General features: G+C 61.2%; 10 protein-coding genes. 2 read left to right on the forward strand and 8 right to left on the reverse strand.

Annotated features, from left to right (window positions below):
• Positions 1-21: 21 nt before the first annotated feature.
• The 4 genes from PV407_RS22725 to PV407_RS22740 all read right to left on the reverse strand — a co-directional run bounded on the left by PV407_RS22725 (position 22) and on the right by PV407_RS22740 (position 4,385).
• Complete coding sequence (locus PV407_RS22725) at positions 22-780, reverse strand: iron ABC transporter ATP-binding protein (RefSeq protein ID WP_332092286.1); 759 nt, start codon at positions 778-780, stop codon at positions 22-24.
• Entirely contained in the window at positions 774-1,724 is a 951-nt protein-coding gene (locus PV407_RS22730; protein ID WP_332092287.1) for an iron chelate uptake ABC transporter family permease subunit, read from the reverse strand. Before PV407_RS22730 ends, PV407_RS22725 begins: the two co-directional genes overlap by 7 nt.
• On the reverse strand, positions 1,714-2,667 hold the full coding sequence (locus PV407_RS22735; protein WP_332092288.1) for an ABC transporter permease: 954 nt from the start codon (positions 2,665-2,667) through the stop codon (positions 1,714-1,716). Before PV407_RS22735 ends, PV407_RS22730 begins: the two co-directional genes overlap by 11 nt.
• A gap of 167 nt (positions 2,668-2,834) precedes the next feature.
• The gene (locus PV407_RS22740; protein WP_332092289.1) at positions 2,835-4,385 is read right to left on the reverse strand and encodes an AraC family transcriptional regulator; all 1,551 of its coding nucleotides are present in this window, start codon (positions 4,383-4,385) and stop codon (positions 2,835-2,837) included.
• A gap of 438 nt (positions 4,386-4,823) precedes the next feature.
• Between PV407_RS22740 and PV407_RS22745 the strand changes: the two genes are divergently transcribed.
• Entirely contained in the window at positions 4,824-7,160 is a 2,337-nt protein-coding gene (locus PV407_RS22745; protein ID WP_332092290.1) for an outer membrane protein assembly factor BamB family protein, read from the forward strand.
• Between the two features lie 70 nt (positions 7,161-7,230).
• Here the strand turns inward: PV407_RS22745 and PV407_RS22750 are convergent, their stop codons facing one another.
• The 3 genes from PV407_RS22750 to PV407_RS22760 all read right to left on the reverse strand — a co-directional run bounded on the left by PV407_RS22750 (position 7,231) and on the right by PV407_RS22760 (position 10,070).
• Complete coding sequence (locus tag PV407_RS22750; protein WP_332092291.1) at positions 7,231-8,232, reverse strand: alcohol dehydrogenase catalytic domain-containing protein; 1,002 nt, start codon at positions 8,230-8,232, stop codon at positions 7,231-7,233.
• A complete protein-coding gene (locus PV407_RS22755) occupies positions 8,229-9,248 on the reverse strand; it encodes a zinc-dependent alcohol dehydrogenase (RefSeq protein ID WP_332092292.1) in 1,020 nt (339 codons plus the stop codon). Before PV407_RS22755 ends, PV407_RS22750 begins: the two co-directional genes overlap by 4 nt.
• 150 nt (positions 9,249-9,398) lie before the next feature.
• A complete protein-coding gene (locus PV407_RS22760) occupies positions 9,399-10,070 on the reverse strand; it encodes a helix-turn-helix transcriptional regulator (protein WP_332092293.1) in 672 nt (223 codons plus the stop codon).
• A gap of 467 nt (positions 10,071-10,537) precedes the next feature.
• Between PV407_RS22760 and PV407_RS22765 the strand changes: the two genes are divergently transcribed.
• The gene (locus PV407_RS22765) at positions 10,538-11,263 is read left to right on the forward strand and encodes an SGNH/GDSL hydrolase family protein (protein WP_332092294.1); all 726 of its coding nucleotides are present in this window, start codon (positions 10,538-10,540) and stop codon (positions 11,261-11,263) included.
• 407 nt (positions 11,264-11,670) lie between these two features.
• On the opposite strand, the gene PV407_RS22770 is transcribed toward PV407_RS22765, so the two are convergent.
• The gene (locus tag PV407_RS22770) at positions 11,671-11,979 is read right to left on the reverse strand and encodes a hypothetical protein (protein ID WP_332092295.1); all 309 of its coding nucleotides are present in this window, start codon (positions 11,977-11,979) and stop codon (positions 11,671-11,673) included.
• Between the last annotated feature and the right edge of the window lie 77 nt (positions 11,980-12,056).

Raw genomic sequence — 12,056 nt, forward strand, 5'->3', positions numbered from 1 at the left:
GTATGGTTAAGTAACGCTTGCCTACGTGAAATAAACGGCGATCTTGTTTCCGCCGATCGGCTCGATCGGAATATGCATGTCGTACACGTGCCGGAGCACCGGCGTTTGGATCATCTCGTCGGTCGGCCCTTCCTTCACCACTTTGCCGTCCTTCAGCGCGACGATGTAGTCGGAGTAGCACGACGCGAAGTTGATGTCGTGGAGCACGAGCACGATCGTTTTGCCCAGATCGGCGACCATCCGGCGCAGCACCTTCATAATTTGCACCGAATGCTTCATGTCCAAATTGTTCAGCGGCTCGTCGAGCAGCACGTATTCCGTATCCTGGGCGATGACCATCGAAATGAACGCGCGCTGCCGCTGCCCGCCGCTCAGCTCGTCCAAATACCGATGCTGCATGTCGCCGAGCTCCATATAATCGATCGCCTCGTCGACGATGCGGCGGTCCTCCTTCGTCAGCTTGCCCTGCGAATACGGAAAGCGGCCGAAGCCGACCAAATCTTTGACCGTCAGCCGGACGCCGACATGGTTCGATTGCTTCAAAATCGATATCGTTTTGGCCAATTCCTTATGGTTCCAGCTGCCGAGCTCCCGGCCTTCGATCCATATGTCCCCGCCGTCCTTGGAGGCGAGACGGCTGATCATCGACAGCAGCGTGCTTTTGCCGGCGCCGTTCGGGCCGATGAACGACGTGATTTGCCGCTTGGCGATCCGCAGGGAGACGTTATCGACGACGGGCTTGCCGCCGTACAGTTTGGAGACGTTTTTGACCTCTACCACGATTTACTCTCCTTTAACAGCAAATACAAGAAATAGACGCCGCCGAACAAATTGATGATGACGCTGATCGTCGTCGAGAACGTAAAGACGCGTTCCACGACGAGCTGGCCGCCGACGAGCGCGACGATGCCGATCAAAATCGAGCTCCAGATCAAGTAGCCGTGCCGGTGCGTTTTCATAAACTGGTACGCGATGTTCGCGACGAGCAGGCCGAGAAACGTAATCGGGCCGACGAGCGCGGTCGATATCGAGGTCAGGACGGCGACGACGACGAGCAGCCGTTTCACGACGGCGTTATAGCCGATCCCGAGATTGATCGCATGGTCCCTGCCGAGCGCCAGCACATCCAAATATTTCACGTAACGGATGCTGTAGGCGGCGGCTCCCGCCATCAAAACGACCGCCACGGCGAACACCTTCGTGTTCATCCGGTTGAAGCTGGCGAACATTTTGCCCTGCACGACCAAAAACTCGTCCGGATCGATCAGCACCTCCATAAACGTCGTCAGACTCCCGAACAGCGAACCGAGCACGATGCCGACGAGCAGCAGGAAGTAGATGTTGCGCCCTTCCCTCTTGAACATGAACCGGTACAGCGCCAGCGCGAAGCCGACCATCAGGCCGACGGACAGGACGAAGTTCAGGTTCGGATCGACGAGCGCGATATGGAGCGAGCCGAAAACGAATATGATGAACGTCTGCGTCAGCATGTACAGCGAATCGAGACCGATGATGCTGGGCGTCAAAATCCGGTTGTTCGTCACGGTTTGAAACACGACCGTCGAGAAGGCGATCGCCGCGGCGGTCAGGACGATGGCCGCGACCTTCAGCCCTCTTCGCTCGAGCACGTAGCCCCAATTTCCGCCGGCTTGGACCGTCAGAAACAGCGCGATGAGAACGGCCGACGCCAGCGCGAGAAGAGCGATCTTCGTTTTAGGATTCATATGCCTTTCTCCTCAGTAGCAAGTAAAGAAAAATGCCGCTCCCTATCACGCCGACGGTAAGGCCGATCGGAATTTCGTAAGGATAGATGATCACGCGGCCCAGGATGTCGCAGACGAGCACGAACACCGCCCCGAGCAGCGCCGTATGGGGCAAATTGTCCCTCATGTTGTCGCCCCTGTACATCGTCACGATATTCGGAACGACGAGGCCGAGAAACGGGATGACCCCGACGGTCAAAATGTTCGCGCTGGATGCCAGCGCCACGATGACGAGCCCGATGCGCACGACCTGCTTGTGCTTCAGCCCGAGATTGTGCGAAAACTCCTCCCCCATCCCGGCGATCGTAAACCGGTTCGCGTACACGTAGGCGACCGCGACAAGCGGAACGCTTATGTACAGCAGCTCGTAGCGGCCTTTCATGACGAGCGAGAAGTTGCCCTGCAGCCACGACGAGATGTTTTGGATCAAATCGTGCTTGTAGGCGAAAAACGTCGTCAGCGATCCGATGATGTTGCCGAACATGAGCCCGACGAGCGGGATGAAAATGGCGTCCTTGTACTTCACCCGGTCCAAAATGCTCATGAACAGCATCGTCCCCGCCAGGGCGAACGCGAAGGCGACCGCCATCTTGAGCAGCGGCGCGGCCGCGCCGAACGCGATCATCGCCACGAGCACGCCCAGCCTCGCCGAATCCATCGTGCCCGCGGTCGTCGGCGATACGAATTTGTTGCGGGTCAGCTGCTGCATGATCAGGCCGGCGATGCTCATGCTGACGCCGGCGATGACGATCGCGAGCAGACGCGGAATGCGGCTGATCCACATGACGTCCGCCTGGTCGGCGTTCAACCGGAACAGGTCGAGCGGCGAAATGGTTTTCACCCCGATAAAGAGCGACGCCAGCGACAACGCGATCAGGAGCAGCGTTAAGTGCCGTATGTTCATGACGAGCGTTCTTCCTTCATAATAAAGATAATCATTCTCAATTGATGGCAAAAAAAAGAAAGCGCCTGCCACTGATAATCGTTATCAACCCTACCTTATTTTACATAAATCGGCGCGTGCGTTAATGGAAAATCGTTTCTCCGCGCATGGATTTTTGTTTCCCGGCTTCATTTGGCGGTCAGCAGGCGAACCGTTTGGTCGATCAAACTATCGTACGTCTCGGCGTTGTACATGAGCGGCTCCTCGTACCGGACGATCAGGCAGCGGGCTTGCGCGGAGCCGCTTTTCAGCTTGCGCCACCGCCGCTCGCAGGCGGCGATCTCGTCCGGCGTCCGCGACAGCGGCAGCAGGAGCAGCGCGTTGTCGCACGGAATCGCCGCGGCGTCGTCCAGCGCTTCGACCTCCAGCAGCCCGAAGCCGTGCGCTTCCGCCGGCGGCGTCACGCCGAGGTCGTCATAAAACAAATCTTTGATTTTATTCATCCGCATGCCGTATACGCGATAGCCGCTGCCGAACGCGCTCACGAGCAAAAAGGGCGTCTCGCCCAAATGCCGGCGAACGAGCCGGCGCGCATTGTCGACCTTCCGGTCGTAAAAGGCGAGCCATCGTTCGGCGACGGCGGCGACGCCGAGCATGTCGCTCATGTGCCGCAGCCGTTTTTTCCACGGGTAGCCTTTCCATTCGAGGCTGACGATCGGGGCCAGACGCGCGACTTCGCGAAGCAGGTTTCCGGGGATCGGCGACGTCAGCACGAGCTCGGGTCGGGTATCGGCGATTTTGCGGATATGCGGCTCCGGATCGTTCCACCATCCGCGCTCCAGGATCCAATCGGCTGGAATGCCGAGGACGGACAAGTCGCCTTTGAAAATCGGCTGCATGACGATTTTTTTGCGGGCGCGGGCGGCGAACTCCGTCGGCGACATCCCCATCTGTTTGCGGAACAGCTTGCTGAAATACAGCTCGTCGGCATAGCCGACCGAATGGGCGACCTCGGCGACCGAAGCGCCGGGCTGCGCGAGCTGCTTCAGCGCCGCGTTCAGCCGAATCGCCGTCACATATTGGAGCGGGCTAAGTCCCGTCTGCGTGCGGAACGCGTCGTAAAACCGCCCGGGACTCGCGCCCGACTGCCGGGCCAGCTCGTTTACGTCGGCCTGCGCGCCGTAATGATCGATCAAATGCCGCTTCGCGCGCTCGACATAGTCGAGCAGACGGTCGTCGGCCGTTTGCCGGTTGCCGCGGTCGTTCAGGAAGGCGGATGCGATCGCGTACAGATGCGATTGCAGCTTGTACAGCAGCGCGGGCCCCGGCTTCCCGCCGCAGGCCGGGAACGCTTCGAACCAGCTTCGCGCCTGCGGAAGCCTGGCGACGAGCAGGCCGGAACCGGTTTTAGGCAGCGATTCGCCGGCGATCGCCGACAGCGCCGCCTCGCCGCAGGCGAAACGAAGCCATATCGCGTGAAACGCGGCGCCTTCCGCGATTTCGACCGTGCAGCGGGCAGCCGGCGGCACGTACCATACGTCGCCGGAGCGGACTTCGCCCTCCGTCGGCGCCGTCGCGCCGCTTTCGAGCAGCGCCGCTTTGGCGCCGCCCTTCGCGACGAAGACGAAGGCCGGATCGCCGCATTCCGGCATTTCCGCGATGCCCCGGCTCCCGACGCGCCATTCGTCGGCGCCCGCGAAAGTAAGCGATAAATCCGGCAACGCGCCTTGATGTGGCAACTGTCGTTCACGTCCTTATTCGATGATGAGCATGAGTGCAAGTCAAGTATAATGCAAATTAATGATATATGATAATGATTCTCATTGTCAAATGGAGAAGTGTGCATGTTCGGGCCGCTTCTCGCGCCCGGGCGCTGTTTTCGCACGCATAGTGCGCTTTGGAGCGCTATGCGTGCTGGCGTCGGCGGCGCGGGGCGCGGATAGTGTGCTTTTGCACGCTATCGGGGCCGTTTAACGCGCCCAGGTGCAGTTTTCGCACGCATAGTGCGCTTTGGAGCGCTATGCGTGCTGGCGGCGGCGGCGCGGGGCGGCGATAGTGTGCTTTTGCACGCTATCGGGGCCGCTTCCCGCGCCGCGGCGGGCCCTTCGCCGCCAAAGCAACCTTTTGACTCGACCGACGTCTACTTCTAATGAATAGAAAATAATGGGAGAGTTGTCATGAACCTTGCGAAACGCGCCGGCAAGCGGGTCGTGCTGCCGATCGTATGCATCCTTATGCTTCTGGCCGGCTGCCGGGAAAAAGAGGCCGCGCAGCCGGTCGAACCGATAGCAGCGATCGAGCCCGCTGCGGCGGCGCCCGCCCCGAAATCGGATGCGCCGTCCCCGGTCTTTCCCGCCGATATCGAAGGGCCGGGGGAACCCCGCGGGTTCCAGGCACGCATGCCGGCCCCGATGACGCTTAAGCCGGCGCTTTCGCGGGAACCGCGGACGTCCGAAAGCGAGGCCCCCGGCTTGACCGAAGCCGAAGCGTCGAACGACGCCGGCAACGTGCTGTTTTACGCGAATCCCGGCGACTTGTTCCGTTTTATCGATTCGGACGGCGAATGGGTGTCGGTGGAAAGCGAGATGGGCGAGGTATGGTCGCCGGCATGGTACGGTTCCCGATTCGCAGCCGAGGCCATGCCGATCGCGCCCGAACGGATAGCGATATCGGGAAACGCCGAGCTTTCTTTGGTTCCCGGAAGTTCGGTTCGCTATCGTCCGGACGATGTCGCATCGTCCGGCGACGGTGCGGCGGCCGCCGTAGCCGTATGGAAATGGAACGACTGGCTCGGAGCGGCGTTCCCGCTCGATCGATGGCAGGACGGCAAACCAATACGAAGGCCGCTGCTGCTGTGGGTCAAACAAACGGCGGTTGCTTCCGCCGAACGGCTCGAAAACGGCTTGCTGGCGCCGGAGGACGGCATCCCGCCGGAGGCGGCGCGGCATATTGCCGAAGTCGCGCTATACAAAGGCATGGACGGGGAAGCCGTTCGCCGGCTGCTCGGCGCGCCCCATTTTACCGAAAGCTCCCGACCGCTTTCCAATCCGGGCGAGCCGCTGCGAATCGCGGCCGACTGGCGCTACGAATTCCCGAGCGCGCATCTCGCGGTGACTCTGGACGAACAAAACAAGCTGGCCGGATGGCGCTGGCGGCTTCCACTCGATCGGCCGGAGCTTCTCGATTTGTACGCCGCCCGATACCCGCACCATATCGAGTATGAATTCCGTTCGCTCGGCATCGTTCCTTCGTCGGAACCGGATTGGGAATGGCGGCACAAAGGGGAGCTTGCCTTTACGTATTTGCTCGATGCGACCGAAGACGCCCTGCTGCTGCAGGGGGACGACGGCGGGTACAGCGGCATGCACTACAACAGCAACATGTTTGCCGTCGACCGGAAAAGCGGCGAGAAGCTGTGGCAAATCGACGCCGGCTTCGGCTGGGCGACGGCGTTGGTCGCGCCGGGAAGCGGAGCAGCGACCGTGCTGACCCATTACGATCCGGTCCTGAAACGTTACGAAGAGCGGCTGCGAACGGTTCGGCTTCGCGACGGAACGATCGTCTGGGAACGGACGCTGCCGGAAGAGCGGGGCAGCCTGTATGCCGCGGGCGGCGCAATCGTCCATTCCGTGCAGCCCGATGCCGGCCGGCCGAAAGGAATGCTGAGCGCGTTCGACGCCGCTACCGGCAAACCGCGTTGGCGGCGCGAGTACGAGCAGCCTTACGAGGTGCTGAATGTCGGCGTCCGCGATCCTTACATTTTGGTTAAGCGACAGGAGACGATCGAAGCGCTCCATCCCGTTTCGGGCAGCGTCGTGTGGCGTGTCCAAACCGACGTTCCGCTCGACGGGAAATTGATGCGGTACGTCATGTCCTTCCGGCATGCCGAAACGGACCCTTTCAAGCCGGTCGGCCGCAACCGGTGGGTGCTGCTCGGAGGCGAGCGTTTGCTTGTCGATACGGCCAAAGGCGATGTGATCGCACGGTATGCCCTCAAAGCCGACGAATGGATTAATGCGGTCGACGAAAGCCATTGGCTCATTCAAAGGCCGCTCGACGGCGCAAACGCTTCGGACGGCAAACAGTTCGAAACGGTGCTGTACGATCCGATCGCGGCAAGCCAAGCATGGAAGCTCGCCGGAAAGGCGACCGGCGCCGCGATCGCCGGGGATCGGATCTATTTGACGCTGGACGGAAAACCGACGGCCGTCGATTTGAAAACGGGAACGATCGTCTGGCAATCGGGCGCGTCTGCCGTCGTCAACCCGAACGTCGCGAATGCCGGCCCGGCTCCGCTTGCTTATGGCGACGTCGTCTTATGGCCTTACGGCTCCGATCTGCTGGTCGTCCGCGCAAAGGACGGAAAAGCGATTTACCGCGTCCGCGATATGCAGGTCGGCATTCCGGCCGGCCGCAGCCCGGGTTCGCTGGGCGCCGTGCTGGGCCAAGATCGGGACGGGGCCGTTTACGTCGGCTCGTCCAACGGATTTTTGGCGAAGCTGCGATTGCCGTAACGACAAAAACAAACGCCATGATAAAGCGAAGTCGCGCAAACGAATGCGGACTTCGCCTTCTGGCGTCAGCTTATCGACCTTCCGTTCCCGCTTGCCAGCACAATACGATGCCGAGACAATCGGCCTTCTTGTCGCGGATCAGCTTCCACGCGTCCGCCGCCCGCTCGGCCGGGAAACGGTGGGTGATGAGCCGGGACGTCTGCAGCCAGCCGTCCGCGATCGCCCGGATCGTTTCCTCCATCCGCTTGCCCGTCCAGCCGGAAGGCGTATGGAGCGTAATTTCTTGGCCGCGCAGCGTCTGAATGTCGACGATGCCTTTCTCGCCGAGAAAGCCGGCCGAGACGAAATGGCTGTCGCGCTTCATCGCCGGCTGGATCGCCCGAAACGCGTCCATATCGCCGACCGAATCGACGACGACGGCGACCGGTCCGCCTTCCAGCGCCGCGGCCAGCTCCGTTCGCCGCATATTCGCGCTGCGGATCGGCTTCGGCAGCATGCTCAACCGGCCGTCGTGCCGGCCGAGCACGGTAACGTCGGCGCCCCGATGCAGCAGCGTTTGCGCCGCCCATTGCCCGACCAGTCCGTCGCCGATGACGACCGCCCGGTCCCCCCGCCCGACGGCCGGACGCATGCCGCAATTGTAGCCGACCTGGGCCAGGACGAGCCCGCAATAATCGAGCGGCGCGGCGCCCTCCGGCAGCTTCCAGAGCTGGCCGGCCGGCGTAACCGCCGGACTGACGTGGCCGCCCGTCGCATCGAACATCCCCGATACTTTGCTCAGCGCCGCGAAAACCCGCTCGCCCGGAGCGACGCCTTGCACCGCCGACCCGACCTGCCGGACGATGCCGACTTTTTGGTAGCCGGCCACGATCGGAAACGGCCGCGGGTCGCCGGGCCGGTAAGGCGTTTCGCCGCGGATCCGTTCTCCCCGGAAATACGAAGATTCGGTGCCGGTGCTGATCCACGAATATTCCACGTCGACGACGACGTCGTGATCGCCCGGCTTCGGTACGCGAACTTCGGCGTATTCGGCTCGTTCCTTGTCCGTAAATACGACGGCGTGCGCTTTCATGACGATCCCTCCGGCCGCTCGGGCTCGATCGACGGGCCGGAGAACATGCCCGGAACGAAGCATATTTTGATCGCCTCCTGCTTTTTCAGCAGCTCGACGCCTTCCGCATACCGTTCCAGCGGCAGCTCGCGGCTGATCAGCGGCGCGAAATCGAGCTCGCCCCGCACGATCAGGTCGAGCGCATATTCCGCCGCTTCCCGGTAGTGGCCGGGGTAGCCGATGACGCTAAGCCCCTGATGCCGCAGCGCGTAATCGTCGCGCTGCACCGCGAACAGCGCGACCGCGACGTTCGTGCGGTCCATAATGTTCCGCACCGCCTGCGGGTAGCCGACGCAATCGATCGCCAGCTCGAGCGCCCCGGCCGTGCCGCGCCTTCCGACCAGCTCCGATTCCGGCTCGCAGCATAGCGTTGCGCCGAGCCGCAGCGCCGTTTCGCGCCTTTGCGGGTTCGGGTCCAGGCCGACGACTTCGCGGGCGCCTTCGGCAAGCAGCATTTGCACCGCGATCAAGCCGGCCGGACCGAGCCCGTTCACGCCGCAGCGGCGGCCGCGTATTCCTTCGTACCGTTTCATTTTCAAAACGCTGGCGGCCACGCACATCGCAAGCTCGAGCGAAACCGCCTTGCGAAACGGCAGTTCGTCGCGCAGCGCGAGCACATGCTCCTCCTTCATCAGCACGTATTCGGCGTAGCAGCCCGGCACATGGTGGCCCGCATCCCGCCATGCCGCCACCTTTTGGCCCGGAGCGAGCGAGCAGCCCGGACCGGCCGCTTCCACGACCCCCGCCATCTCGTGGCCGGGTTGACCGGGCGAATACGGAAACTTCACTTCCTTTTCGCCGGCAAACATCGGCTTCCCGTAATAAATGTGCAAGTCCCATTGGGGGCACGTCGCCACCTCCGCGACTTTGACGAGCAGCTGGCCTTGGCCCGGCTCGGGAATCGGCACTTCGACGATCGCGGCCTGTTCGGGATTCGTAATTTGCAGCGTCTTCATCTTCGTCGGATTCGTCTTCATCGTGTTCACCGCCGTTATAGGTTGTCGCGTTCGATCTAATCATACGGAAAGCGCGCGGCGCGGTCTTTAGCGGATCTGTTCCAAATGACGGTTTCGGCCGAAGCCGAGCGCGCCGCCGTTAAGCAACGGTTCCCCGCCGCCGTTTGCACATTATTGACTTCGCGACGCGAGACCCGGCACGTACGACGGAACTCCGATTCGTTTCGCACGGCAGAAGGGCGCGACTTCCCTTCGCAAACGTTCTCCGGACCATCGTGCCGTCCGCGCAATACCGCTTTCGCCTTCCGAAAAATGCTTACGCCATATCGCATTTGCGGCCGGTTGAACGAAAAAAAGCCCCCGAACCGCGGTGCGCAAGGTCGGAAGCGTCCTTCGTCCATCGTATGTGTAAGAAAAGCTTAACGTTCGAAACGCGGCGAATTCGCGCCTGCGCTTCGCGTTGTCCCGCCATTCCCGGGGACTGGCCCCGAATTTTTGCTTGAACATCCGGGAAAAGTAATGCCTGCTGTTGAATGGGTTCAAATGGACCCGTTTCGCCAGCGCGGCCAAATCGAGAGCGTCGTCGTAATTCGTTTCCACATACCGGATCAACCGGCGGATCGTTTGTCTCGTCGACGGGTCCCGCTCCCCGGCCGGATCGATTCGCCCTTGAAAATAGCGGCGGATCAGCGGCAGCGTTTTCGCCATATCGGACAAGGCGATTTCTGCGTCGAACGAATCGTTGCGGCCGAGCAAGGTCGCATTCAACGCCTCGATCGATCGCCCGACAAGCCGCAGCTCTGCGGACCCGTTATCCGCCGCGCTTTCTGCAAACGGTTCCATTCGACGGCTTGCTGGACCGCAACGAACGGATCGGATACGCCGGCGTCGAGTTCGACATACCAAAACGGAGCGGGGTCGGAAAACGCAACAAATGCGGCGTGTTCGGCGTAAGCAGAAACAGGCTCGGGGAACGAACCTTATATTCGACGCCCATCCATTCGAGCACCGTTTCGCCTTGCGTAACGTACTGCATTTCGCCATAAGGGGGGATGCCCCCGCTTCGGCCCGATCGATCGAAAACTTGGCCATAGCAGCGGAACGATCTGATTCGCATGTCGATTCCCCCGTTCATCGGCCTTACACGAATTATTCGACCGCGCGTTTTTGCCGGTCAAGCCGGGCCCGGATGGCGAGGGCCGACGGCGGCCGACGGAAGATGGTCAACGAAGTGTAACGACTTTTTCGGCGCGATGCGCTATCATAATGTTGTTGCGTCAACAGGATACAGAGAAACGGAGAGGAACGACATGTACGACTTTAAACGATTTCGCGACCGGCTGCAGGAAAAAGCGGACAATCCCGCCGCGCGTCCGGCCATTTATGTGGCGATGGGAGACAGCGTCACCCACGGCATTATGGAGGACGGCGTCGTCGAGCATGAGCGAATTTATCATCAGCTGCTTCGGAAACGGGTCGCGAAGCGGTTTCCGAACAGCATTTTGAACGTCATCAATTCCGGCGTATCCGGCGACACCGCCGTCCGTTCGCGGGAACGGTGGGCGCACGACGTCATTTGCTACAAGCCCGACCTCGTGACGATCAAATTCGGCTTGAACGACGCCCACGGAGGCCCGGCCGGCGTCGAGCCGTATATCGGAGCGATTCGCGACCTCGTTCGCCTCGTGCGGAGCGAGACGGAAGCCGACCTATTGCTGCTGACGCCGAGCATGATGATGAAGCGCGACAATCCGTTCATCTCGGAAGGACACCGACGCCACATCCCGGCGTTTACGAAGCTGTACGAAGACGGACACCTGCTCCGCTACGTCGAAGCGCTGAGGGCTTACGCGGCGGAGGACGGCTTGCCGCTTCTCGACGTGTACGCGATGTGGGAGAAGATGGAGGCGGAAGGCGTCGACATCCACACCCGGCTGTCGAACGGCATCAACCATCCCGACCGGCCGTTTCACGAGGAGCTGGCGGAGGCGCTGGAAGCGGTCCTGTTCGCGGATGTTCCCGCCTCGAGCCGATAAAGAAAAGAAGCGTATGCTCGAACATGCGGTATGCGGCCCGAATAGTTGCGGGAATTCCTCCCGTTATTTCTCCCCCTTTGGGGCGCCGGTTGGAAATAACGGGAAAAGCTACCGCTAACTCGGTCCTGCAAGGGCGAAATACGCGGTTCGGTCAGCATTTACAGGAGGTTTTCCTTTTATATGTCCCCACGGCATCGTTTGCGATCCAATGAACGTGATGTTTTCCCGGTATTGCAGCCCTCTCTCTTGCTGCCCCAGTCCCCGCATGGCGCCGGAACCGAGCCCCGGCGGCTTAAAAGGGACGGTGAACGCAATGTAGCCCAGTCGTCTCCGGCATCCGCATACGGATTGGAATGCGTCCCTGCGTGAAAACGCCGCAGTTCCTTCCCAATATCCCGGACGACGCGCTAACGAGTTTGCCCCATACGCTCCAGCAGCGTTCGGGCGCGGCTCACTTCCATATCCAGCACATCCGTGTCCGGCTGCAAGGCATCGAACCGGTCCAAGGCAAGGCGAAGCCAGCTTTCGGCCGCCCCGAACCGCTCCGCTTCCCACAGCAGATCGCCGTAACAGACGGCCGCCCGAATATAAGTGACGCCGTCCCCCTCGGATTCCGCATATTCGATCACCCGCTTCAGGCAAAGCTCTCCTTGCTCCGGCCTGCCGAAATCCAAATATTGCAGCGCTTTGCGCAGTTCGATTCGGGCTTTGTCCATACCCGCCCTCCCTACTTGCTTCCTTATGTCGAGTCGCTTTACAAGCGTTCGCGAATCTATTATAAGTTGTTCCGGGC

The sequence above is a fragment of the Paenibacillus sp. GYB003 genome, assembly GCF_036577625.1.
Taxonomy (GTDB): Bacteria; Bacillota; Bacilli; order Paenibacillales; family NBRC-103111; genus Paenibacillus_AB.